This is a genomic window from Variovorax paradoxus (genome assembly GCF_024734665.1).
Classification (GTDB): Bacteria; Pseudomonadota; Gammaproteobacteria; order Burkholderiales; family Burkholderiaceae_C; genus Variovorax.
In genome coordinates, this window is the sequence record NZ_CP102931.1 from 1,546,771 (window position 1) to 1,570,865 (window position 24,095).

Here is a 24,095-nt window from a genome sequence, read left to right on the forward strand (position 1 = left end):
GACGTCAAGTTCGGTGCCGCCGTCGCGGCATGAACTGGCTGATCAACCACTTCCGGGAAGTTGTCATGGGAATGATCTATTCCGTCACGGTCAACAACCATGCGAGCCATTCGGCTTATTTCATGGTGTTCCAGAACGACCCGACGCAATGGGCGCCGAATGCCCTGTCGCTGGCCTGGTTCGCCAAGTTCTCGAACCCGAGCCCGACTTCGCGCGTCAAGTTCCAGTGGAGCATCGACACCGGCTTCTCCTGGGCCGAAACGGGCGAGCTGCAGCCCGGCATCCAGTTCATCGCCACTGAAACCTACGACCCCAGCGGCCTGAACAACAAGATCACGCTGGACTACAACGGCGCCTACCGGTTCGTGAACCCCACCCAGGGGCCCGACCAATCCCGCTTCTATCTCGCCGAATCGCCCAACATCCCGCTCAGGTCCGCGGCCGCCGTGGGCGTGACCATGGGGGGCAGCACGGTGTATGCGGCGCAGGCGCGCCCCAATCAGAACCTGGCCTTCTCGCCGCGTCCCAAGTACTTCATCGCCTACGGTGACTACGAGGAAGGCGGCGTGATCGACGTCAGCACGGTCAACAACCCGCTGGAGCTGCCATTCCCGGCGGGCGTCTACGCGTTGACCACCACGCTGAACGCAGACGGTACCTGGGACCAGCCGGAGAGCCTGGCCCATTCGAACGCGAGCCGCCTGCGACTGCTCGCGGCCTGAACTTCCAAGCCTGTCACACAACGTGCGCCTCCGCCGAGGATGACGACCATGAGAAAGCCACGCCATGTTGCAATACCCCATGCCGCTGAGGCAGCCATCACCGCTGAAGTTCCGGAGTCCGGCGATGCACTCGCAAACCGCCGTTGAAAGAGTCGCCATGCGGCGCGTGTTCCTGGTGCCCCCAGGTGCCCGCCCGGAGGATCCCGGCGTGGACTGCCTGCCCATGGACGAAGAGGTCTGGGAGCGCGGCTACACGCTCGTGATCGACGAAGTCAAGCGCGGCCTGCTGCAGGACTTCTGGAAGAACTACTACGGCGCCTCCGCCGAAATGGCGATGTCCGGCGACCGGCTGATGGAGTTTCGCAAGGACATCATGGCGATCACGCCGGACTGCCTGAGCGAGCCGACCGTGTTCCGCTTTCTCGTGCAGCTGACCCGCATGTGCGTTCGGGCGTACAGCGTGCAGGGTAGCCTGCAGGTCGTCGCTGACTGACTAGGATTGACTAGGATTGCGCCGCCTGGAGCTGCGCGGCCATCTTCTGGTGAATCAGGTTCACCGCCTTCAGGGGACGCAGCATCACCTTGAACTCGGTGATCCTGCCTGCGTCGTTCCACTTCATCATGTCGACGCCGTTGATCTGGATGCCGTCCAGCTCCAGCGCGAATTCGAGCACGGCGTCGTTCGCCGACCGCAGCTCGCGCACATAGCGAAAGCTCTCGTTGAAGAAGACCTGGAACGCCGCGGCCAGGTACTTCTGCGTGATGGCTTTCCCGACCTGGGGCTTGTGCACCACCGGCGAGTGGAAGACGGCCTCGTCGTCGAGCAGGGCGTCGAGCCCCGCCACGTCGCGTTCCTTGACGAGCCGGTGCCAGGTGGCGAGGGTGTCGATGGCCATGGTTCTCCTGAGGCTGTGAGTGAAGATGCCCGGCATTTGACGCACCCGCGTGCGACATGGCAAGGCTTCCCCCGCGCCTTGGCGACTCGGCTCCCTCAGACGGCAGACGCCGCGGCAGCCCTCGTACCGCGACGGTCGAAGACCGGCGGCGTCTTGACGATCGAAGTCAGCGCGGGTTCGGCCATGCGCAACGAGGCCAGGTCGGGCCGGGGGCGGCGCAGCTGCGCGTGGGCCGAGAAGGCTTCTTCCATCGCCCGCGCGGCGCCCAGCACCTGGTGGTCGGCGCGAAAGCCGCCCACCACCTGCAACCCGAAGGGCATGCCCGCGTGGTCGAGCCCGCAGGGCAGCGAGATGGCCGGGTGCGTGGTCAGCGTGACCACGTAGGTCAGCGCCAGCCAGCGGTAGTAGTTGGCCTGCTGCTCGCCGTTGATGTGGCCGGCATACAGCTGCGTCCACGGAAAGGGCGACACCGGCGTGGTTGGCGACAGCACCAGGTCGTAGTCGGCGAAGGTCGTCTGAAAGCGCTTGATGAGCCGCGTCTGCTCGGCCTGCGCCCAGGCGCTGTCGAGCAGGCTCATGCGCGCGCCCATCTCGTAGTTCGCGCGCGGGTTGGGCCCCAGGCTGGCGGGGTCGCGTTCGTAGGCCGCCTGCATGCCCGCCACGAAGGCTTCGGCACGCAGCACGTCGAAGCAGCGGTGCGCCTCGCCCATGTCGAACTCGACCTTGTCGCAGCGGCGGAACAGGTGCCGCATGGCTTCGATCTTCTGCCGGAAGGTGGCGCGGATGCCGTCGTCCACGGCGCAGGTGCCGAAGTCTTCGGTCCACGCCACGCGCAGGCCGGCCAGGTCAACCTGCGCGGGCGCCAGAAAAGACATCGGGTCGAGCGGATAGCTCAGCGGGTCGCCCGCGTGCATGCCGGCGGACGCCGCCATCTGCAGGCAGGCGTCTTCCACGGTCCGGCCCATGGGGCCGACGACCGAAATGGGCGTCCAGCCCAATGGCTTGCGCACGCTGGGCACGATGCCCGGCGACGGCCGGAAGCCCACCACGCCGCACTTGGCCGCCGGAATGCGCAGCGACCCGCCGGTGTCGGAGCCGGTGCATACGGGCAGCATGTCGCAGGCCAGCGCGGCCGCCGAGCCGCCCGAGGAGCCGCCGGCATTCAGGTTCGGGTTGAAGGGGTTGCCCGTGGCGCCCCACACGTCGTTGCGCGAGTTGGCGCCCGCGCCCATCTCGGGCACGTTGGTCTTGCCCGCCACGATGGCGCCCGCGCGGCGCAGGCGGGCCACCAGCTCGATGTCTTCCGTGGGCACGTGGTCGCGGTAGATCGGCGAGCCCCAGGTCGTGAGCAGGCCTTCGGTGGGCTCCAGGTCTTTCACGCCCAGCGGAAGGCCGTGCAGCAGCCCGAGCGTGTCGCCGCGCATCACGGCGCTTTCGGCCACCATGGCTTCGTTGCGCGCACGCTCGAAACAGGTTGCGGTCACCGCGTTGACGAAGGGGTTCACGCGCTCGATGCGCGCGATGCATGCTTCAAGGAGCTCGACGGGCGAGATGGCCTTGCTGCCGATGAGGTGGCGCAGTTCGACGGCGGATTTTTCGACGAGCTCCGTGCTGGTGTCGCGGGATGTGTTGTTCGTTGGGTTCATCAGTCGGCTGTGATGTTTGCGCGAGCCGCAACGGCGCGCATCAAGGGCAGTTCGCGGTTGATCAGCTCACTCGACGCGGCACTGCTGCTGAACGCCGGCTCCAGCCCCTGGCCCAGCAGCTTGGTACGCGTTTCGGGGTCGGCGATGGTCGTGGCCAGCGCCTTCTCGAGCTTGGCCTTCACGTCGGCGGGCACGCCCTTCGGGACGGCGATCATCAGCCACGAGTCCATGTCGACGCTGGCATAACCGCTCTCGGCGAAGGTGGGCACGTCGGGCAGCAGGGCGGAGCGCTTCGCAGTCGTCAGCGCAATGGCCTTGATCTTTCCGCTCTTGAGCTGCGGGATTGCCGCGCTCACCGTGTCGATGCTGAACGGAATCTGGCCGCCCATCAGGTCGGTCATTGCGGGCGCGCTGCCCTTGTAGGGTATGTGCGTCATCTTCAGGCCGGTGGCATGCAGCATGGTTTCGCCGGCGAACTGCGCGGTGGTGCCGGTGCCGAAGGAGCCGTACGAATACTTGCCCGGCGAGGCCTTCACGTAATCGACGAACTGCTTCACCGTCTGCACCGGCACCTCGCTGTTCGCCAGCAGGATCAGCGCGACGCGACCCGCGATGCCGATGGGGTCGAAGCTCTTCACCGGGTCGTAGGGCAGGGCGGCGCGAATGGCGGGGTTGACGGTGAACGTCGAGCCCGAGCTGATCAGCAGCGTGTAGCCGTCGGGCGCGGCCTTCGACACATAGCTTGCGCCGACCACCGTGCCGGCGCCCGCGCGGTTCTCGATGATGACGGGCTGGCCGAGCTCCTTGGCCAGACGCTGAGCGATCACGCGCCCGTTGACGTCCGTCGCTCCGCCAGGCGGGAACGGAATGACCAGCGTGATCGGGCGCGAGGGAAAGTCCGCCGCGGCGGCAGGCGTGGTCAGCGGCAGGGCGCCAAGTGCGAGGCCACATACCAGTGCCATGCGCGCCATGAGCGGGAGACGGTTCATCGGGAACTCCTGGATTTCGACGGGGGATTTCGATGGGGATCGGGAGAGGGCAGGTTCATCCTAGGAGCGTCATGCCAGTGTCACAAGCGCAATGTTTAGAATTCTGCGTTGCCGAATCGGCAATCCACGCAATCCGTTTCAGGCCACGCCACAGGAGAAATTCATGCAGCTTCGTGCCTTGCAGGAGACCGCGGTGCGCTACTTTCTCGAGGTCGTGAAAACCGGCTCCGTGAAGGAGGCAGCGCTCAAGCTCAATGTGGCGCCCTCGGCGGTGAGCCGGCAGGTGGCGCGGCTGGAGCGCGAACTCGACACTCTGCTGTTCGAGCGCCATGCGCGCGGCATGGTGCCCAATGCCGCGGGCGAACTGCTGGCGGCGCATGCCAAGCGCGCACAACAGGACATCGAGCGGGTCACGAACGACATCGCCGGCCTGCGCGGCCTGCGCAGCGGCCATGTGCGCGTGGCGAGCACCGAGGGCTTTGCCTTCGACTTCATTCCCAGGCTGATCGCGGACTTCCGCCGCAAGCACGAGGGCATCCGCTTTCACCTGGAGGTGTGCTCGCCCGCCGATATTTCGAGCCAGGTGCGCGACGGCGAGGCCGACGTGGGCATCACTTTGAGCGCCGCGCCCGAGCCCGGCATCGAGATCCAGCTGCGGTACCCCAGCCCCATCCTGGCCGTGATGGCCAGGGACCACCCGCTGGCGCAGCAGCGGCAGCTGTCGCTGCGCCAGGTGGTCGCGTATCCGCTGGGGCTGCCGCAGGAAGACAGCTCCATACGCCGCCTGCTCGACGCAAGCTGCGCCCGGCAGGGGCTGCGCTATTCACAGGCCATGTCCAGCAACCACGCGAATGCGCTGCTGAGCTTTGCAGCCGCTGGTGGCGGCAGCATCGCCTTCTACGGCCCGCTGTCGATACGCACGCTGCTGCAGAGCAAGGCACTGGTCGCCCTCCCCGTGAAAGATCGCGAAATGAACGAGCGGCACCTGGAGATAGAGACCATGGCCGGCCGCTCGCTGCCCGATGCCGCGAAAGCCTTCGTGCGGCATCTGGTGGAGGCCGTCAAGGCCAGCGGATAGGCCCTGGGGTTGCGCCGCCTTCAGGGGGCGTCAGGCTGGTTGCAGCTATCCGCGCCGTTCGAGCGCAGCCTTGATGAGCGAGGGGTAAGGCGGCCGCGATTGCGGCGTGGCTGCAAAGCGCTGGCCGGCAATGTCGATTTCGTACTCGCCGTGCATTGCCTCTTCCCTCGTCAGTGGTTCGGCGCTGCGTACGTAGCCCATCACCACCATCCGCTCCAGCACCGCGCTGTAAGCCGTGGAGGTCAGCTCGCCGACGGCCTTGCCGTTGCGCAGGATCGGTTCGCCGCCCCATGCGAAGGCCTGCGGGTCGTTCAGCGTGAACATCATCAGCCGCTTGGAGAGCCGCTCGGGTGTGATCTTCGCGAGCGCGGCCTGTCCGATGAAGGCGACCGGCTTGTCCAGCTGGACCGCGAATTCCAGGCCTGCCTCGAACGGGTTTTCGTCCGGCCCAAGTTCGAGGCCGAAGGCTCGGCGCCCGGCCTCGATGCGCAAGGCGTCGATCGTGTAGTAGCCGCCGTCGCGAAGGCCCAGGTCGGTGCCCGCGTCGAACAGCGTGTCGTACACATGCACCGCCATCTCAGTCGGGATGTACAGCTCCCACCCTGGACCGCCGACGTACGAGACCTTGGCCGCGAGTGCGCGCGCGTAGCCGACGTCGATCTCGATCACTGCCGATTGCGGGAATGCCTCCTTGCCCAGGTCCTGCGGCGTGACCCGGGACAGCAACTGCTGTGCCTTCGGGCCGGTCACCGTGAGGGTGCAGTAGCTGGAGGTCACATCCGTCACCGTCACATGCTCGTGCGCATGCAGGTGGCGCCTGATGTGGCCGATGTCGCGGCAGGGCTGCGCGGAGCCGGTGATGATCAGGAAGCAGTCTGCCGCCAGCCGCATCACCGTGAGGTCGCTCTCGAAGCCGCCGCGTTCGTTGAGCAGCGCGGTGTAGACCATGCTTGCAGGCCGGATCGCCACATCGTTGGCGCACAGGCGCTGCAGCAGCAGTTCGGCGTCGCGGCCCTGCACCATCAGCTTGCCGAACGAAGTCTGGTCGAAGACGACCACATCTCGCCGCACCGCCATCTGCTCTTCGATGCAGGCATCCAGCCAGTCGGGGCGGCCGAAGCCGTAGCGGGCATGCGCCTCTTGCCCCGGCAATGCGAACCAGCTCGCGCGCTCCCATCCCAGCTTGCTGCCGAAGGCCGCGCCCTTGGCCTTGAGCTTGTCGTACAGCGGCGAGCGGCGCAGCGGCCGTCCGGACTCCAGCTCGTGGCGCGGCCAGCGCATTGCGTAGTGCAGCCCGAGCGCTTCCACCGTGCGGTCCTTCAGCCAGCGCTTGTTGCTGTTGAAGGGTGCGAAGCGGCGGATGTCCACGTCGAGCAGATCGGCCGGCGCAGCGCCACCGACGATCCATTCGGCGATCAGCTTGCCCGCGCCGCCCGCGTTGGCGATGCCGGCCGAGTTGAAGCCGGCGGCCACGAAATAGCCGCGCACCTCGGGCGCTTCGCCGAGGATGAAGTTGCCGTCCGGTGTGAAGCTCTCGGGGCCGTTCAGGAACAGCTTGATCTCGGTGGTCTCCAGTGCCGGCGTACGGTGCACCGCTTCGTCGAGCAGGATCTGGAACTGGTCCATGTCGTCCGGCAGCAGCTGGAACTCGAACTTCGGCGGGATGCCGTCCATGCCCCAGGGCTTGGCCACCGGCTCGAAGCCGCCCATCACCAGGCCGCCGACTTCTTCCTTGTAGTAGATGTAGCCGTCGGGGTCGCGCAGCACCGGCAGGTCCCGGTGGACGCCTTCGATCTCCTTGGTGACCAGGTAGAAGTGCTCGGCCGAGTGCAGCGGGATGTTGACGCCCGACATCTTGCCCAGCTCGCGCGCCCATTGGCCGGCGCAGTTGAGAAAGCTCTCGCAGCGCACCGTGCCCTGGTTGGTCTCGACGCCGACGATGCGGCCGTTCTCGATGATCGTGCCGGTGATCTGCACGCCCTCGAAAATTTTCGCGCCGCGGTTGCGCGCGCCCTTGGCCAGCGACTGCGTGAGGTCGGTCGGGTTCGCCTTGCCGTCGCCGGGCAGCCAGACTGCGCCCACGAGATCGTCGATGCGCATCAGCGGCCACAACTCCAGCGCTTCGGCCGGCGTGATGAACTCGGCCTCGATGCCGAAGCTGCGGGCCGTGGCGATGGTCCGTCGCAGAAGCGTCATGCGCTCGGGCGTGCGCGCAACCGTGATGCTGCCGCACTGCTTCCAGCCGGTGGCCAGGCCCGTCTCGGCTTCGAGCGAGGCATACAGGTCGATGCCGTAGCGGCTCATCTTCGTCATGCTGCGGTTCGCGCGCAGCTGGCCGACCAGCCCGGCGGCATGCCAGGTCGTGCCGCAGGTGAGCTGGCCTTGTTCGAGCACGATCACGTCGGTGCAGCCGAGCTGGGTGAGGTGGTAGGCCGCGCTGCAGCCGGCAATGCCGCCGCCCGCGATGACGACCTGCGCATGGGAGGGAAGTGGCGTCGCCATGATGTGTCGGAGGACTCGTTGGTTGATGGAGGGTTACTTGAAGACCACCGTCTTGTTGCGATGGACCAGGATCCGGTCTTCCAGGTGCAGGCGCACGCTGCGCGACAGCACGCTCTTTTCGATGTCCTTGCCGAGCCGCACCATTTCTTCGATCGAGTTGCCGTGGTCGATGTCGATCACGCCCTGGTCGATGATCGGGCCGGCGTCGAGCTCGGCCGTCACGTAGTGGCTGGTTGCGCCGGTCATCTTCACGCCGCGCTCGAAGGCCTGGTGGTAGGGCTTGCCGCCGACGAAGGCCGGCAGGAAGCTGTGGTGGATGTTGATGATGCGGTTGCGCAGGCGCTGGGTCATGTCGTCCGACAGCACCTGCATGTAGCGCGCGAGCACCATGAAGTCGCCGCTGAACTCGCGGAACAGCCGCTCCACTTCGGCATAGGCCTGCGTCTTGGTGTCGGGCGTCACCGGCACGTGGAAGAACGGGATGCCGTGCCACTCGACGAAGGACCGCAGGTCGTTGTGATTGGAGATCACGCACGGAATTTCGCAGTGCAAGTCCTTGTTGCGCCAGCGGTGCAGCAGGTCGTTCAGGCAGTGGTCGAGCTTGCTCACCAGCACCAGCATGCGTTTCTTCACCGAGCTGTCGGAAACGCTCCACTCCATGTCGAACTGCTTCGCGACCGGCGCGAAGCGTTCGCGCAGTTCGTCCAGGTAGAAGGGCAGCGTGTCGGCCTGGATCTCCACCCGCATGTAGAAGCGGTTGTGCAGCGCGTCACCGTGCTGTGCGGCCTGGGTGATCAGGCCGCCGTGGCTCGCGATGAAGCTGCCCACACCCGCCACGATGCCCGTGCGGTCCGGGCAGGTGAGGGTGAGGATGTAGCGGCGTGGCGTTTCGTCGCTCATTGCAATGCCTTCAGGCGGCAACGGGTGCGGTGACGCGCCTGATGCCCATGGCCTTGAGCGTCTCGCCGATGGCGGCCACCGCGCCCGGAATGCCTGCCTCGCCGAAATGCCCCATGCAGCCGACGCGGAAGGTTTCCACCTGCGTGAGCTTGCCGGGGTAGAGGATGTAGCCGCGCTTCTTCACCTCCTGGTAGAAGGTCTTGAAGTCATAGTTGGCATCGTCGGGCGCGTGGAAGGTGACGATGATCGGCGCCTGGATGGCAGACTCCAGGAAGCTGCGGATGCCCAGCGAAGCCAGGCCTTCGATCAGCGCCTTGCAGTTGCGCGCATAGCGCCCGCCACGCGCCGCAAGGCCGCCTTCCTCGATGTACTGCGCAATGGCGGCGTCGAGCGCGGCGACCACGTGCGTGGGCGGCGTGAAGCGCCACTGCGTGGTCTTCTCCATGTACACCCACTGGTCGTACAGGTCCATGCTCAGCGAGTGGCAGTTGCCTTCGCACTTCTCGAGCGTGCTGCGCTTGATGACGACGAAGCCCATGCCCGGCACGCCTTCGAGGCACTTGCCCGAAGCGGCGACGACGGCATCGAAGGGCGTCTTGCGCGCATCGATCTCCAGCGCGCCGAAGGAGCTCATGGCGTCGATGATCAGCCCGCGGCCGTGCCTGGCGACAACCACCGCGATCTCGTGCAGGGGGTTGAGCACGCCGGCGCCGGTTTCGCAGTGCACCACCGCGACATGGGTGATGCTTGGGTCGGCTGCGAGCGCCCGGTCAACGTCGGCCGGCGAGACCTGTTTTTCTTCCGTGTAGTCGATGGTGGTCAGCTTGCGGCCGAGCACCTTGCAGATCTTGGCGAGCCGCTGGCAATACGCGCCATTGCTCGGCACCAGCACGTGGCCGGCGCGCGGCACGACGGTGCCGATGGCCGCTTCCACAGAGAAGGTTCCGCTGCCCTGCAGCGGAACGCACTCGTGCGTGTCGGCGCCGTGCACGATCTCCAGCACATGCTTGCGGATGCGCGCGGTGATCTGGTTGAAGTCGGCGTCCCATGACCCCCAGTCGCGCAGCATCGCCTGGCGCGTGCGGTCCGAAGTGGTCAGGGGGCCGGGCGTGAGAAGAATGGGGTAGGGGGCTTGACTCATGATGTCTCCAGGCAGGGAAAGAAATGAGAGGAAGGGGAGGAGAGAGGGGCCGCCGTTCAACCGCGGCTCAGGTTGCGCCAGGCCTGCGTGCGCGACAGCAGCACGCGCGTGAGCAGCGAGTAGGCGATGCACACGATGGTCGAGGTGACGACGATCAGGCTGGCCAGCGCCGCGGCCGGGCCGATGTCGCCAGCGTCGTCCAGATGCATGATCGCGACCGAGGCCAGGATGGTCTCCGGCGTGTAGAGAAAGATGGCGCACGACAGGCTGGCCATCGACACCACGAAGAAGTAGCGCCCGATATCCAGGATGGCCGGCAGGCACACCGGCACCGTCACGCGCAGGAAGGTCTTGAAGAACGGCACCTTGAGCGAGGCCGACACGGCCTCGAACTCGTTGTCGATCTGCTTTAGCGCCGTCACGGCCGTGAGATGGCTCGACGTGTAGTAGTGCACCACCATCGAGATGATCAGGATCGCCATCGTCTGGTAGAGAAAGTTCAGCGGGTTGGCCGGGTGGTTGAAGAACATCACGTAGCCCAGCCCGAGCACCAGGCCCGGCACCGCCATCGACAGCACCGCCATCAGGTGCATGCCCTTGCGCATCAGGCCGAGGTTGCGCGTCTTCTCGATCAGGTAGGCGCCCACGAAGACGATCAGCGAGCCGGCCACGGCGGTGGCCATGGCAACGATCAGGCTGTTGCCGTAGGCCGCGGCCATGTCGCTTTCGACCAGCACGAAGTGATAGTGCTTGAGCGTGAGCGAAAGGTCGTAGGGCCACAGCGAGATCAGCGAGGTGTAGATCGCCATGCCGATGGTGGCCAGCAGCAGGCCGCACACCACCGCGCAGAACAGCATCAGCAGCGGATCGGCGAGCTTGCGGCGCTTGGGGCTGTAGGGCACCGAGCGGGCCGTGAGCTGCGCCTTCAGCTTGCGCCGCACCACGTAGTCGATCACGAAGGAAATGATCGATGGAAGCAGCAGCAGCATGCCCACCACCGCGCCGATGGAGAAGTTGTGCTGCCCCACCACCTGCTTGAACACGTCGACCGACAGCACGTTGAAGTTGCCGCCGATCACCTTGGGCGCGCCGAAGTCGCTCACCACGTAGGTGAAGACCACGGTGGCCGCGCTGATGAGGCCGTACTTGCACGAGGGCAGCGTGATGGTCATGAACTGGCGAAACGGCCGCGTGCGCAGGGCAGTGGCCGCCTCGTACAGCCGGCCGTCGGCGAGCGACAGCGCGGTGACCAGGATCATCAGCGCATGCGGAAAGGTGTTGTAGACCTCGGCCAGGATGATGCCGGGCGCGCCGTAGATCGACGTGCCGCCCAGCAGGAACTTGAGCGCGCCCTGGTTGCCGAACCACTGCACGAAGGAAATGGCCGACAGCAGCGAGGGCGCCAGCAGCGGAATCAGCGCGATGAGGCGGAACACCGCCTTCAGCGGCGCCGGCATGCAGCTGCGCGTGAGCGCGTAGGCAAAGACGAAGGCGGTGGGCACCGAGATCATCACCACCGCCGCCGAAACCCAGACCGAGTTCCATGCCGCGCGCAGCAGGCTCGGCGTCTGGAAGTAGGTGATGAAGTGGGCAAGGCCGACGAAGCGGCCGTCCTTGTCCTGCACCGCGTGGGCCAGGATGGTCGCCAGCGGTGCGATCAGGAACACGAAGAGCATCGCCATCACCACGAACAGGATGACCCGGGCAATGGTTTCGTCGCGGCTCCAGCGCATGGCCGGTCGCGCGGCGAACGCAGGACGGGGGTGTGCCAGCGTGTTCATGGCTTCGGGCTGCGTGCGGAGAAGGCGCGGATGCGATTGGCGCGCAGCGCGATGTCGATGGTGTTGCCTTCGCGGATGTCGAGGTCGTGCAGCTGGTTGAGCGAGAAGTGCAGGCCGAGCGTTTGTCCGTGCAGCGCATCAGCCGTCACTTCGGCAATGCACAGGCCACCGAGGAATTCGACCTTGGTGACCAGCGCCTGCAGGCGGTTGGCCGTGTCCTCTCCCAGGTGCTCGACCGCGCGGTCTTCGGGGCGCAGGTAGAGGTTGACGGCTTCGCCGGGCTCGAAGGCGCCGTCGCAGGCGTCGCACTGCAGCTCCATGTCGCCGACCTTGAAGCGGTGGTTGCCCAGCGCCACCGCGCGCAGCACGTTGACCTTGCCGACGAAATCGGCCACGAAGGGCGTGGCCGGCTGTTCGTAGACTTCCATCGGCGTGCCGACCTGCTCGATCACGCCGTGATTCATGACCACGATGCGGTCGGCCATCGACAGCGCCTCTTCCTGGTCGTGCGTGACCATGATGGTCGTGATGCCGACCTGCTTCTGCAGCCGGCGGATTTCGCCGCGCAGGCGAATGCGCTCCAGCGCATCGAGCGCCGACAGCGGTTCGTCGAGCAGCAGCAGGCCGGGGCGCGTGGCGAGCGCGCGGGCCAGTGCAACGCGTTGCTGCTGGCCACCCGAAAGCTGGCTCGGGTACTTGTTGCCCGAGGTCGGCAGGCCGACGAGCTTCAGCAGTTCTTCGACACGTGTCTTGATCTCACCTCGTTTGGCGCGGCTGTTGACCAGCCCATAGCCGATGTTCTCGGCAATCGACAGGTTGGGAAAGAGCGCATACGACTGGAAGACGATGCCGTAGTCGCGCCGGTCCGGCGGCAGCCACGAGACATCCTTGCCGTTCTGCAGGATCTGCCCGGCGGTCTGCGTTTCCAGCCCCGCGATGATGCGCAGCAGCGTGGTCTTGCCGCAGCCCGAGGGGCCCAGAAAACACAGCATCTCGCCCGGGTTCACGCGCAGGTGTACGTCGCGCAGCGCGCTGAAGGATTCGAAGTCCTTGCGAACGCCGACGATCTCGAGCGCTGCGGGAGCGCTCGCAGGCACCGGGCTGGCAATGAACTTGGTGTCGGTCATATCCATTTTTCGCACTCGTCGTTGGCGGGCGTCACCACTGCGGCAGCGCCCGCGGATTGAAAGTCGTGGGGAATGCCGTCGGGCCTACTTGGGTTCAGCCTTGCCTTCGTAGCGCTTGCTCCATTCCGCCAGGATGCGCTCGCGGTTCTTCGCTGCCCAGTTGATGTCGTTCTTGGCGAGCAGCTTTTCGTAGTTGTCCGGAATGCCTTCGAGCTTCGAGGCCACGCCGGGGTAGGCCACCACCGCCCACCATGTGGAGGTGATCTGGTTGGCCTCCTTGCTGGCCATCCAGTCGGCGAAGCGCTTGGCCTGTTCCGTCTTCTTGCTCGTCTTCATGATGCTGGTGGCCTCGATGTCCCAGCCCAGGCCTTCCTTCGGGAAGATCAGGTCGACGGGCGCGCCCGATTTCTTGACTTGGTGCGCGCGGAACTCGAACGAGATGCCGATGGGGAACTCACCCGCGCCGGCCTGCTTGCAGGGCTTGGAGCCCGAGTGCACGTACTGCGCGATGTTCTGGTGCAGCGCGTCCATGTACTTCCAGCCCTCTGCATCGCCCATGTTCTGCAGCCATGACGACACGTCGAGATAACCGGTGCCGCTGGAGGCCGGGTGCGGCATCGAGATGGTGCCCTTGTAGACGGGCTTGGCCAGGTCCTTCCAGCTCTCGGGCTTGGGCAGGCCGAGCTTCTGGGCCTCGACGCGGTTGAAGCAGATGGTGGCGGCCCAGACGTCCATGCCGACCCAGGCCGGCGGGCGGGCGCTGTCGGAGTAGGCGGGGTTCAGGTCCTTGAAGCCCTTGGGCTCGTAGGGCAGGAGCATGCCTTCCTGCTGCAGCAGCGCGAGGCTGCTGGCGGCCAGGCCGGCCACCACGTCGGCCTGCGGGTTGGCTTTTTCGGCCAGCAGCTTGGCGGTGACGATGCCGGTGGAGTCGCGCACCCACTTCACTTCGATGTCGGGGTTGGCTTTTTCGAAGGCGTCCTTGTAGAGCTTCATGGCGTCGGTCTCGAGCGCCGTGTAGACCAGGAGCGGAGTCTTCTGCGCCCAGGCGGCGCCGCCGGCCATGAGGCCTAGCGCCGCAACGCACAGGGCCGCGGTGAGACGGCGCGTGCTTTGTTTCATCGTCATCTGTTTCTCCTGAAATGGCTTGCTGTCACAGGGGTGAGTGAGTGGCGGGCTCCGGCAGTTGGCATTGCTCAAGCTCCGGTGATCGCAATGTAGATTGCTGATTGAAGACTGTCAATAAAAAATTGTTGACAGTTTTCAATCCTCGGGGAAAATACGCCCCATGGTCACCAGCAATCACTCCGCCGCCCTCGCGTTTCTCCAGTCCAGCTCGCTGCCGATGCTGATGCAGGAAGAAATCGAGCGTTTGATCATGACGGGCGAGCTCCCCGTGGGCAGCCGCATCAACGAGAGCGAACTCTCGCAGCGCTTCAACACCAGCCGCGGCCCTATCCGCGAGGCGTTGCGTGCGCTGGAAGAGGCCGGCCTCGTGCGCAACGAAAAGAACCGTGGCGTCTTCGTGCGCGAGATCGCATTCGAGGAAGCCGACGAAATCTACGAACTGCGCGAGGCGCTGGAAGAAATCATCGGCCGGCGCGTGGCGCTCGCCATCAGGCCCGACGCGATCGAGCGCCTGCGCGCCATGCTTGATGCAATGCGTTCGGCGGCCCAGGCGCAGGACGTGGAGCAGTACGCGCAGCTCAACCTGCAGTTTCACGAGATCCTGCTCGACACGGCCGGCAGCAAGAAGCTCACCGAAACCTACAAGCGCCTGGTCAAGGAGCTGCACCTTTTCAGAATGCGTGCGCTCGACAGCGGCGGCGGTCTGCGCGTGTCGGCCGACGAGCACCGCGACATCGTCGACGCCATTGCCAGCGGCGACCCCGACACAGCAGGGCGCGCGCTGCGCCAGCACGTTGCGGGCAGCCGCGCGCGCATGCACAAGGCCTTCGGCCGCGCCGATTCCGACGCGGCGACCGCATCGAACAACCCACCCCAAAAGGAAGTCTGAAATGACACCGGAGACACTCGAAGTCAATGCCCGCAGCTACCGCTGGATGAGCCGCCCCGTCGTGGTGGTGTGCGTCGATGGCTGCGAGCCTGCGTATCTCGATGCCGCCATCGCAGCCGGCGTAGCCCCGTACATCGAGCGCATGCGCAAGACCGGAGCCGACCTGCTGGCCGACTGCGTGGTGCCCTCCTTCACCAACCCGAACAACCTGTCCATCGTCACCGGCGCACCACCGGCCGTGCACGGCATCTGCGGCAACTACTTCTTCGACCGCGAACTCGGCCAGGAAGTCATGATGAACGACCCCAAGTACCTGCGCGCAGGCACCGTGCTCGCAGCCTTCGCCGACGCAGGCGCCTCGCTCGCGGTGGTCACCGCCAAGGACAAGCTGCGCAAGCTGCTGGGCCACCGCATGAAGGGCATCTGCTTTTCCTCCGAGAAGGCCGACCAGGCCACCATCGAGGAGAACGGCATCGACGGCGTGGTCGAGATGGTCGGCATGCCCGTGCCCTCGGTGTACAGCGCAGAGCTGTCGGAGTTCGTCTTCGCCGCAGGCGTGAAGCTCATGGAATCGCGCCGCCCCGACCTGATGTACCTGTCGACCACCGACTACGTGCAGCACAAGGCCGCCCCCGGCAGCCCCGCGGCCAACGCCTTCTACGCCATGATGGACGGCTACCTCGCGCAGCTCGATGCGCTGGGCGCCACCATCGTGCTCACGGCCGACCACGGCATGAACGACAAGCACGACGCGGACGGCGCCCCCAAGGTCATCTACCTGCAGGACGTGCTCGATGATTGGTACGGCAAGGATCAGGCACGCGTGATCCTGCCGATCACCGACCCGTACGTGGTGCACCACGGCGCGCTGGGCTCCTTTGCCACGGTGTACGCCCCCGACGAGGCCCGCGTGCCGGGCTGGATCGAGCGCATCCAGCGCCTGCCGGGCATGGAGCTGGTGCTCTCGCGCAAGGACGCGGCCGCGCGCTTCGAGCTGCCGCCGGACCGCATCGGCGACATCGTGGTGGTCAGCGAGCAGAGCACGGTCATCGGCACCTCGGCCAGCCGGCATGACCTGTCGGCGCTGGAAGTGCCGCTGCGCTCGCACGGCGGGGTGTCGGAGCAGCGGGTGCCGCTGATCTGCAACCGGCCCGTCACCGGTATCGCTGCCAGCCGCCGGCTGCGCAACTTCGATGCGCTGGACCTTGCGCTGAACCACGCCCAATAACGACAACGACTTCCGGAGCACTCCCCCATGAGCCAAGCCATCCTGAAGCCAGGCACCGTCCACCGCGAGGCCCTGCGCATTGCCGGCGAGCGGATTCACCGCGACCGCACGATCGACGTCACCTACCCCTATACCGGCGAAGTGATCGCCACCGTGCCCAAGGCCACGCTCGAAGATGTTCGGGTGGCCTACAAGATCGCACGCGACTACAAGCCCACCCTCACGCGCTACGAGCGCTACAAGATCCTGATGCGCGCGGGCGAGATCATCGCCTCGCGCCTGGACGAGATCTCGCGCGTGATCACGATGGAGTCGGGCCTGTGCCGCAAGGACTCGCTGTACGAGGTGGGCCGCGCCTCCGACGTGCTGCTGTTCGCGGCCAACCAGGCGCTGGTGGACGACGGCCAGGTGTTCTCCTGCGACCTCACGCACCACGGCAAGAGCCGCAAGGTCTATACGCTGCGCGAGCCGCTGCAGGGCGTGGTCACGGCCATTACGCCGTTCAACCACCCGCTGAACCAGGTGATCCACAAGGTGGCGCCGTCCATTGCCACCAACAACCGCATGGTGCTCAAGCCCAGCGAGAAGACGCCGCTCACCGCCTTCATCCTGGCCGACATCCTGTACGAGGCGGGCCTGCCGCCGCCGATGCTGTCGGTGATCACGGGAGACCCGAGGGAGATTGCCGACGAGATGCTCACCAGCGCCGACGTGGACCTGGTCACCTTCACGGGGGGCGTGGCCATCGGCAAGTACATCGCGGGCAAGGCGGTGTACAAGCGCCAGATCCTGGAGCTGGGGGGCAATGATCCGATCATCGTGATGGAAGATGCGGACGTCGAGGAGGCGGCCACGCTGGCGGCCAGCGGCTCGTACAAGAACTCGGGCCAGCGCTGCACGGCGATCAAGCGCATGCTGGTGCACGAGGCGGTGGCGGACCGGTTCGTGGAGCTGCTGCTGGCCAAGACGAAGGCCCTGAAGTACGGCGACCCGATGGACCCGGCCACGGACATGGGCACGGTGATCGACGAGGCGGCGGCGATCCAGTTCGAGGCGGTGGTCAACGAGGCGATCAAGGCGGGTGCGAAGCTGTTGTACGGCAATGTGCGTAGCGGCGCGCTGTATTCGCCGACGGTGCTCGACCATGTGGACCCCGGGATGACGGTGGCCAAGCACGAGACCTTCGGGCCGGTCTCGCCGGTGATCCGCTTCAAGACGATCGAAGACGCGATCCGCATCTCCAACGGCACGGCCTACGGGCTGTCTTCTGCGGTGTGCACGAACCGCATGGACTACATCACGCGCTTCATCCGCGAGCTGAACGTGGGCAGCGTCAATGTGCGCGAGGTGCCGGGCTACCGCCTGGAGCTCACGCCCTTCGGCGGCATCAAGGACTCGGGCCTGGGGTACAAGGAAGGCGTGCTCGAGGCCATGAAGAGCTTTACCAATACCAAGACTTATTCGTTGCCGTGGTAGTCGCAGCATCGCTCGCTGTGCCGCTGGACGTGGAGGGCATCGTCGCCCTGTTCGAGGCCAGGGGCCACGCGCAGTACGACGGTGAACCCGTCACGCAGCTCCAGCACGCGCTGCAGTCCGCGCACCTGGCCGAGCAGGCCGGTGCATCCAGCGAACTCATCACTGCAAGCCTGCTGCACGACTTGGGGCACCTGCTGCACGACATGGACGGCACGCCCACGCAGCAGGGCCTGGACGACCTGCACCAGTACCGCAGCCGTGCCTTCCTGAAGCACCTGTTCGGCCCGGCCACGCTCGACCCGATCCGGCTGCACGTGGATGCCAAGCGCTTCCTGTGCGCGCGCGAACCGGGGTATCTCGAAGCGCTGTCGGCCGATTCGCAGCGCAGCCTGGTGCTGCAGGGCGGTGTGTTCGACGAAGCACAGGCAAGGCAGTTCGAAGCGCTGCCGCATGCGCTCGACGCGGTGCGCCTGCGCCGCTGGGACGACAGTGCCAAGTGCGCCGATGCGAAGACGCCCGACCTGATGCACTACGCGCGGCACATGGTGCTCGCGTCGAGGCAGGCTGCCACGCAGCAGCCATAACCTGAAACCGAGAGCCTTCCGACATGCGCCCCTTCTGGATCGAACAGGCCCTCTTCAACGACGGCGACCTCGCACCTGCACTGCAGGGCGCGCAGCGCGCCGACGTCTGCATCGTTGGTGGCGGCTTCACCGGGCTCTGGACCGCCATCCAGGCGAAGCAGCGCAACCCGGCGCTCGACATTGCCATCGTCGAGAGCGATCTCTGCGGCTCCGGTGCGAGTGGGCGCAACGGCGGCTGCCTGCTGACGTGGTCGACCAAGTTCTTCACGCTGCGCCGACTGTTCGGCGAAGCCGAGGCCATCCGCCTCGTCAGGGCCTCGGAAGATGCGGTGCAACACATCGCCGACTTCTGCCGCGCGCACGGCATCGATGCCGAGCTGCGGCAGGACGGCACGCTCTACACCGCAACCTCGCAGGCCCAGGTCGGCGCGCTCGACCCCGTGATGAAAGGGCTGGAGGACTGCGGCCTTCATTCCTACCGCACGCTGCCGCCCGAAGAAGTCGCGCGCCGCTCGGGCTCCGCGCGCAACCTGGCGGGCGTGTATTCGCCCATCGCCGCGACCGTGCATCCGGGCAAGCTGGTGCGGGGGCTGAGGCGCGTGGCGCTGCGCATGGGCATCCGCATCTACGAGCGCAGCCCGATGATCGACTTCACGCAAGGCCATCCGGTCACGGTGCGCACGCCGGCCGGCAGCATCGAGGCGCCGAAGCTGGTGCTGGCGATGAACGCGTGGATGGCCAGCGCCTTGCCTCAGTTCGAGCGCACGATCGCCATCGTGTCGAGCGACATGGTCATCACGGAAAAATGCCCCGAGCTGCTGCGCGCGACGGGGCTCGTCGATGGCGTCTCGGTGCTCGATTCGCGCACCTTCGTCTATTACTACCGCACCACTGTGGACGGTCGCCTGATGCTGGGCAAGGGCGGCAACACCTTCACCTGGGGCGGCCGCATCGCGCCGGTGTTCGACCAGCGCTCACCTTACGAGGCCGAGCTCACGCGCGCGCTGCATGGCTTCTTTCCTTCGCTGCGCGACGTGCCAGTGACTGCGAGCTGGAACGGGCCCTCGGACCGCTCCGTGACCGGCTTCCCGTTCTTCGGCAAGCTCAACGGCGCGCCGCACATCTACTACGGCTTCGGCTACTCGGGCAACGGCGTGGGGCCGACCTACATGGGCGGGCAGATCCTTTCATCGCTTTTGCTGGACGAGGACAACGCCTGGACGCGCAGCCCGCTCATCCAGGGGCCGCTGGGGCAGTTTCCGCCCGAGCCGATCCGCTACATCGGCTCCATCGTCGTGCGCGACGCGATCCGCCGCAAGGAAGCGGCCGAGGACCGCGACAGCCGGCCGTGGATGGTCGACCGGCTGCTGAGCAAGTTCGCCGACGCGGCAGGCAAGTCGGACAAGGGCTGAGCGCGTTCAGGCCAGCCGGTCGAGCAGGCTGTACCAGGCCACGCCGCCGGCCACGTAGAAGCGCTGCAATCCATGCAGCGGGATCGGTGCGATCGGCGTCACCGGGTATGGAAAATCCGCGCCCGCATCGACCAGCCGCGCCGCCACGTGCTTGCCCATGCTGGTGGCCAGCGCGATGCCACGCCCGTTGTAGCCCAGTGCCACCGTCACGCCCGGCGCCGGCGTGTGCACGTGCGGCATGAAGTCGCGCGTGACCGCGATGCGGCCGGCCCAGCGGTACTCGTAGCGCAGCGGCCCCAGTTGGGGAAACAGCAGTTCGAGCGAACGTTCGAGGTGCGCGAAATCCGCGGGCCCGGCCGGGTCGGCGAAGTGGCCGCGCCCGCCCATCAGCAGGCGGCCCTGCGCGTCCTTGCGGAAGTAGAGCAGCAGGCGCTGCGAGGTCGATGCGGTTTCGCCGCCCGGCAGGATGGCGTCGGCCGCGGGGCCCTTGAGCGGTTCGGTCGCGACGATGAAGCTGTTGGCGGCCAGCACGGTGCTCGACAGCTTCGGCCACAGCGCGCCGGTGTAGCCGTTGGTCGCGATGACGACCTGCTCGGCGGTGACGCTTGCACCGGTCGATGTGCTCGCATGCCAGTGCGTGCCGCGGCGCTCCAGCGCCGTGACTTCGGTGCCGCCGTGCACGGAAGCACCTGCGGCCTGCGCGGCACGCACCAGCCCGCGCGTGTAGGCCAGTGGCTGGATGCTGCCGGTGCGGCCGTCGAGCCAGCCGCCGGCAAAGGCTTCGGTGCCGAGCCGCGCGCTGACGGCGGCGCGGTCGAGTTGCAGCGTCGTCACGCCGCGCTTCGCCCACTGCTCGGCGCGCGCATGCAGCGCGGCCACGTCCTTCTGTGCGTAGGCGGCCTGGATCCAGCCTTTGCGCACCGGCTGGCAGTCGATGCGGTGGCGGGCGATCAGGTCGAACACCAGGTCGGCCGAGCGCGAGACCGCATCGATCAAGGGCTCTGCACGCGCTTGGCCATAGAGCTGGACCAGCTCATCGGGGTCGTGCTTGAGCGAAGGATTCACCTGCCCGCCGTTGCGCCCCGACGCGCCCCAGCCGGGTTCGTGCGCTTCAAGCACGCAGGCCTGCACGCCGGCCTCGGCCAGATGCAGCGCAGCCGAGAGGCCGGTGAAGCCGCCGCCGACGATCAGCACGTCGGCCTTGCGCGATTCGGTCAGCGGCGGCGTTGGCGGAGCGGGTGGTGCGGTGTCGGCCCAGAGCGAAGGAGGCAACGCGCGAACACTCATGCACGCACCTCCGCGGACGCCGCAGACGCTACAGCACCAGACGGATGCAGCACGCGCCGCAAGAAGTCTTGCGTACGTGCCTGGCGCGGCGCGCCCAGCACCTGCGCGGACGGGCCTTCCTCCACGATGCTGCCGCTGTGCAGGAAGCACACGCGGTCGGCCACTTCGCGCGCGAAGCCCATCTCGTGCGTGACCACGATCATCGTCATGCCCTCGTCGGCCAGTGCGCGCATCACGCCGAGCACGTCGCCGACCAGCTCGGGGTCGAGCGCCGAAGTGGGCTCGTCGAACAGCATGGCCTCGGGCTTCATCGCGAGCGCGCGGGCGATTGCCACGCGCTGCTGCTGCCCGCCCGAGAGCTGCGCCGGATACGCCTGCGCCTTCTCGGCAAGCCCTACCTTGGCCAGCAGCGCCAGCGCTTCTTCGCGCGCCTGCGCCGCGTTCTGGCGCAGTACGTAGATCGGGCCTTCCATCACGTTCTCCAGCACGGTGCGGTGCGGGAACAGGTTGAAGCGCTGGAACACCATGCCCATGCGGCTGCGCAGCCGGTGGATGTTGGGCCCGTTGCGGTCCACCCGCTCGCCGAAGGCGCGCACTTCGCCGCCTTCGTACGACTCCAGCCCGTTGATGCAGCGAAGCACCGTCGACTTGCCCGAGCCCGAAGGGCCGATCAGGCACACGACCTCGCCCTTGTCCACGTTCAGGCTCACGCCCTGCAGCACGCGGTGCGTGCCGAAGCGCTTTTCCAGTCCTTCGACGTGGATCATGTTTGTTTTCTCCCGGCGGCAAAGCGCTTCTCGAGCCGGCGCAGGCCGTAGACCAGCGGCAGGCTCATCAACAGGTAGAGCAGGGCGACCAGCGTGTAGACGGTCATGTTCTGGAAGGTCGACGAGGCAATGAGCTGGCCGGCGCGCGTCATCTCGGCCACGGTGATGGTCGAGACCAGCGAGGAGTCTTTCAGCATCATCACCAGCGTGTTGCCGTACGGCGGCAGCGCGATGCGAAAGGCCTGCGGCAAGATCACGCGCCGCATGATCAGCGCCGAGCGCATGCCCATGGCCTGCGCGGCCTCGCGCTGGCCCGGATCGACCGCCTCGATGCCGGCGCGGAAGTTCTCGGCCTGGTAGGCCGAGTAGGCGATGCCCAGGCCGATCACGCCGGCCTGGAAGGCCGTGAGCTGCACGCCGAACTCCGGCAGCACGAAGTAGATATAGAACAGCTGCACGATGATCGGCAGCCCGCGAATCACGTTGATCGTCACCGTGGCGGCCCAGGAAAGGGCGCGCACGGGCGACAGCTTCATCAGCGCCAGTGCAAGGCCGAGCGCGCTGCTCAGCAGAAAGGCGAGCACCGTGACTTGCACGGTGACCACCGCGCCCTGCAGGAGGATCGGCAGGAAGTCCTGCGCGTTCTGGAGAAAGGTGGGAGCAGCCATGGGTCAGCGCGCGCTCAGATGCCCCACTTCTGCACGATCTTGGCGAGCGTGCCGTCTGCCTTCACGGCGGCAATGGCCTTGTTGATGCGGGCCATCGTCTCGGTGTCGCCCTTGCGCACCACCAGGCACACGTCGCCCACGTTCACGGCCTTGTAGCTGTCGACCAGCTTCACGCCAGGGAAGGTGTTCTGCCGGATCTGGTAGGCCATGATGGGTTGGTCGCCCAGCCCTGCCTTGATGCGCCCGAGCGAGAGGTCGCGCGTCATGTCGGCCACCGAGTCGTAGCTGCGCACTTCCTTGAAGATGCCTTTCTTGTTCAGCATGTCGAGGAACACCGTGCCGACCTGCGCGCCCACCACTTCGCCCTTGAGTTCGTCGAGCGAGACATACGCGCGGGCGTCGTCGGCCTTGACGATCAGGCCTTCGCCGTACGAATACACCGGGTCGCTGAAGTCGACCACTTCCTGGCGCGCCGCCGTCTTGAGCATGGCCGCCGAGACGATGTCGATCTTGCGGGCCGTGAGCGAGGGAATCAGCGCCGAGAACACCGTCTGCTGCACGTTGACGTTGAAGCCGCCCGCCTTGCCCACGGCGGTGACGGTGTCGACCATCATTCCCTGGATGGTGTTGGTCTTCACGTCGAGGAAGGTGAAGGGCACGCCGGTGGCGGTGGCGCCCACGTTGTAGGTCGGGGTGGTGCCCTGCGCCACGGCGAGCGAGGCGCCACCGGCGATGCAAAGACCCAGGGCCAGGCGGTGAAGGCGGCGAACGATGCGATTCATGGAAGCACTCCTCGGAGGAAAAGGACGTTGAAAAGTGGAAGTGAACGGAAAGGGAACGGAAAAGGGTGGTGCACCCTGCGATGCAACATGTATGCCAATAGTCGATTCTTTCGAATCTCTAATCAATAAATAGAAACCACTAGTCGAGTTTTAAGAATCGATATTCGATATTTCGAAGGACATTAGATATACTCCACCGCCATGGACGCCACACCCGACACAGCCCCCGAAGACAGCCAGAGCCTGCTTTTCAACCAGTCGCTGGAGAAGGGCCTGGCCGTGCTGCGCGCCTTCAGCGCAAGGCGGCGCACCATGACGCTGGCCGACGTGGCCGAGGCCACCGACATCACCAAGAGCTCGGCCCAGCGCATGGTCTTCACGCTCGAAAAACTGGGCTACGTGCGCAAGCACCCGAAGACGCGGCGCTACCAGCTCACGCCGCGGGTGATGGAGATCGGCTTTAACTATCTGGCGGCCCATTCGCTGATCGACATGGCCAACCCCTTCCTGTCGGAGCTGACCAAGGTAACGACGGAAACCTCCTGCCTCACCGAGCCCGACGGGCTGGACATGGTCTACGTGGCGCGTTTCGTCAGCGCGCAGTTCGTGCCGGTGCACATGCCCATCGGCAGCCGCATTCCCATGTACTGCACGGCTTCGGGGCGCGCTTTTTTGAGTGCGCTGCCTGAGGAAGAGGCGCGAGCGCTCATCGAGGCCTCCGACCGTGTGGCCCACACCATGCACACATGCACCGATGTGGACGCGATCCTCGAAACGCTGCGCCAGGCGCGGCTGCAGGGCTTTGCCACCAATGCCGAGGAGCTGTTCCTCGGCGACATGACCATCGCGGCGCCCGTGCTGGGCAGCCAGGGACGGCCGGTGGCCTCGGTGCACATCGTGGCGCCGACCAGCCGCTGGACGATCGACGAAGCCGTGCGCAAGCTGGCGCCCACGCTGCTGCTGTGCGCGCGCTCGCTGACCAGTTCGGCGCGCAGCATCGACTGACTGACTGACTGACGCCTATACGGTTTCAGGCATCGCGCCGGCGGTGGCTGGCTTTATGCTGTGCGGGATCACAACGCAGCAGCAGAGTCC

22 protein-coding genes are annotated in these 24,095 nt (G+C 66.3%); 9 read left to right on the forward strand and 13 right to left on the reverse strand.

Features of this window, described 5'->3' with window-relative positions; all coding sequences use genetic code 11:
- Positions 1-29: 29 nt before the first annotated feature.
- On the forward strand, positions 30-722 hold the full coding sequence (locus NWF24_RS07205; RefSeq protein WP_258353589.1) for a hypothetical protein: 693 nt from the start codon (positions 30-32) through the stop codon (positions 720-722).
- Positions 723-846: 124 nt separating this feature from the next.
- Positions 847-1,215, forward strand: coding sequence for a hypothetical protein (locus NWF24_RS07210; protein WP_258353590.1), 369 nt, complete (start codon positions 847-849; stop codon positions 1,213-1,215).
- 10 nt (positions 1,216-1,225) lie between these two features.
- Here NWF24_RS07210 and NWF24_RS07215 read toward each other — a convergent pair whose 3' ends face one another.
- The 3 genes from NWF24_RS07215 to NWF24_RS07225 all read right to left on the reverse strand — a co-directional run bounded on the left by NWF24_RS07215 (position 1,226) and on the right by NWF24_RS07225 (position 4,253).
- Positions 1,226-1,618: a nuclear transport factor 2 family protein gene (locus NWF24_RS07215; RefSeq protein WP_093058832.1), complete on the reverse strand. Its 393-nt coding sequence runs from the start codon at positions 1,616-1,618 to the stop codon at positions 1,226-1,228.
- A 95-nt stretch (positions 1,619-1,713) separates the two neighbouring features.
- Positions 1,714-3,264 carry an amidase gene (locus NWF24_RS07220; RefSeq protein ID WP_258353591.1) on the reverse strand — a complete coding sequence of 517 codons (1,551 nt, stop codon included), beginning with the start codon at positions 3,262-3,264 and terminating at the stop codon, positions 1,714-1,716.
- Positions 3,264-4,253 (reverse strand): Bug family tripartite tricarboxylate transporter substrate binding protein, encoded by a 990-nt coding sequence (locus tag NWF24_RS07225; RefSeq protein WP_258353592.1) that lies wholly within the window; start codon positions 4,251-4,253, stop codon positions 3,264-3,266. Before NWF24_RS07225 ends, NWF24_RS07220 begins: the two co-directional genes overlap by 1 nt.
- Before the next feature lie 163 nt (positions 4,254-4,416).
- Between NWF24_RS07225 and NWF24_RS07230 the strand changes: the two genes are divergently transcribed.
- Positions 4,417-5,331 carry a LysR family transcriptional regulator gene (locus NWF24_RS07230; RefSeq protein WP_258353593.1) on the forward strand — a complete coding sequence of 305 codons (915 nt, stop codon included), beginning with the start codon at positions 4,417-4,419 and terminating at the stop codon, positions 5,329-5,331.
- Positions 5,332-5,376: 45 nt separating this feature from the next.
- Here the strand turns inward: NWF24_RS07230 and NWF24_RS07235 are convergent, their stop codons facing one another.
- From NWF24_RS07235 to NWF24_RS07260, 6 genes are all read right to left on the reverse strand, one after another.
- A complete protein-coding gene (locus tag NWF24_RS07235; protein ID WP_258353594.1) occupies positions 5,377-7,833 on the reverse strand; it encodes a GcvT family protein in 2,457 nt (818 codons plus the stop codon).
- Positions 7,834-7,866: 33 nt separating this feature from the next.
- The gene (purU, locus tag NWF24_RS07240) at positions 7,867-8,733 is read right to left on the reverse strand and encodes a formyltetrahydrofolate deformylase (RefSeq protein ID WP_258353595.1); all 867 of its coding nucleotides are present in this window, start codon (positions 8,731-8,733) and stop codon (positions 7,867-7,869) included.
- 10 nt (positions 8,734-8,743) lie between these two features.
- Positions 8,744-9,874, reverse strand: coding sequence for a 2-aminoethylphosphonate--pyruvate transaminase (locus NWF24_RS07245; RefSeq protein WP_258353596.1), 1,131 nt, complete (start codon positions 9,872-9,874; stop codon positions 8,744-8,746).
- Positions 9,875-9,930: 56 nt separating this feature from the next.
- Positions 9,931-11,655 carry a putative 2-aminoethylphosphonate ABC transporter permease subunit gene (locus tag NWF24_RS07250; RefSeq protein ID WP_258353597.1) on the reverse strand — a complete coding sequence of 575 codons (1,725 nt, stop codon included), beginning with the start codon at positions 11,653-11,655 and terminating at the stop codon, positions 9,931-9,933.
- Positions 11,652-12,788, reverse strand: a complete 1,137-nt coding sequence (locus NWF24_RS07255; RefSeq protein ID WP_258353598.1) for a putative 2-aminoethylphosphonate ABC transporter ATP-binding protein — start codon at positions 12,786-12,788, stop codon at positions 11,652-11,654. Before NWF24_RS07255 ends, NWF24_RS07250 begins: the two co-directional genes overlap by 4 nt.
- Before the next feature lie 78 nt (positions 12,789-12,866).
- Positions 12,867-13,907, reverse strand: coding sequence for a putative 2-aminoethylphosphonate ABC transporter substrate-binding protein (locus NWF24_RS07260; protein ID WP_093058824.1), 1,041 nt, complete (start codon positions 13,905-13,907; stop codon positions 12,867-12,869).
- Between the two features lie 160 nt (positions 13,908-14,067).
- Here NWF24_RS07260 and NWF24_RS07265 point away from each other — a divergent pair, with 160 nt between their 5' ends.
- Genes NWF24_RS07265 through NWF24_RS07285 form a run of 5 tightly spaced genes read left to right on the forward strand, consistent with a single transcriptional unit; the run spans position 14,068 to position 19,496 of the window.
- A complete protein-coding gene (locus NWF24_RS07265; protein WP_258353599.1) occupies positions 14,068-14,796 on the forward strand; it encodes a phosphonate utilization associated transcriptional regulator in 729 nt (242 codons plus the stop codon).
- A 1-nt stretch (position 14,797) separates the two neighbouring features.
- The gene (gene phnA, locus NWF24_RS07270; protein WP_258353600.1) at positions 14,798-16,024 is read left to right on the forward strand and encodes a phosphonoacetate hydrolase; all 1,227 of its coding nucleotides are present in this window, start codon (positions 14,798-14,800) and stop codon (positions 16,022-16,024) included.
- 27 nt (positions 16,025-16,051) lie between these two features.
- Positions 16,052-17,500: a phosphonoacetaldehyde dehydrogenase gene (phnY, locus tag NWF24_RS07275; protein ID WP_258350481.1), complete on the forward strand. Its 1,449-nt coding sequence runs from the start codon at positions 16,052-16,054 to the stop codon at positions 17,498-17,500.
- Between the two features lie 17 nt (positions 17,501-17,517).
- Positions 17,518-18,084 carry a phosphonate degradation HD-domain oxygenase gene (locus NWF24_RS07280; RefSeq protein ID WP_258355255.1) on the forward strand — a complete coding sequence of 189 codons (567 nt, stop codon included), beginning with the start codon at positions 17,518-17,520 and terminating at the stop codon, positions 18,082-18,084.
- Between the two features lie 23 nt (positions 18,085-18,107).
- Positions 18,108-19,496 carry an FAD-dependent oxidoreductase gene (locus NWF24_RS07285; RefSeq protein ID WP_258353601.1) on the forward strand — a complete coding sequence of 463 codons (1,389 nt, stop codon included), beginning with the start codon at positions 18,108-18,110 and terminating at the stop codon, positions 19,494-19,496.
- A 6-nt stretch (positions 19,497-19,502) separates the two neighbouring features.
- Here NWF24_RS07285 and NWF24_RS07290 read toward each other — a convergent pair whose 3' ends face one another.
- Genes NWF24_RS07290 through NWF24_RS07305 form a run of 4 tightly spaced genes read right to left on the reverse strand, consistent with a single transcriptional unit; the run spans position 19,503 to position 23,000 of the window.
- Complete coding sequence (locus NWF24_RS07290; RefSeq protein ID WP_258353602.1) at positions 19,503-20,783, reverse strand: NAD(P)/FAD-dependent oxidoreductase; 1,281 nt, start codon at positions 20,781-20,783, stop codon at positions 19,503-19,505.
- Entirely contained in the window at positions 20,780-21,550 is a 771-nt protein-coding gene (locus NWF24_RS07295) for an amino acid ABC transporter ATP-binding protein (RefSeq protein WP_258353603.1), read from the reverse strand. Before NWF24_RS07295 ends, NWF24_RS07290 begins: the two co-directional genes overlap by 4 nt.
- A complete protein-coding gene (gene ehuD, locus NWF24_RS07300) occupies positions 21,547-22,218 on the reverse strand; it encodes an ectoine/hydroxyectoine ABC transporter permease subunit EhuD (protein WP_258353604.1) in 672 nt (223 codons plus the stop codon). The genes NWF24_RS07295 and ehuD overlap by 4 nt, the downstream gene beginning before the upstream one ends.
- Positions 22,219-22,232: 14 nt before the next feature.
- The gene (locus NWF24_RS07305; protein ID WP_258353605.1) at positions 22,233-23,000 is read right to left on the reverse strand and encodes an ABC transporter substrate-binding protein; all 768 of its coding nucleotides are present in this window, start codon (positions 22,998-23,000) and stop codon (positions 22,233-22,235) included.
- A gap of 201 nt (positions 23,001-23,201) precedes the next feature.
- On the opposite strand from NWF24_RS07305, the gene NWF24_RS07310 reads away from it, so the two are divergent.
- On the forward strand, positions 23,202-24,005 hold the full coding sequence (locus NWF24_RS07310; RefSeq protein WP_258353606.1) for an IclR family transcriptional regulator: 804 nt from the start codon (positions 23,202-23,204) through the stop codon (positions 24,003-24,005).
- The last annotated feature ends 90 nt before the right edge of the window (positions 24,006-24,095 follow it).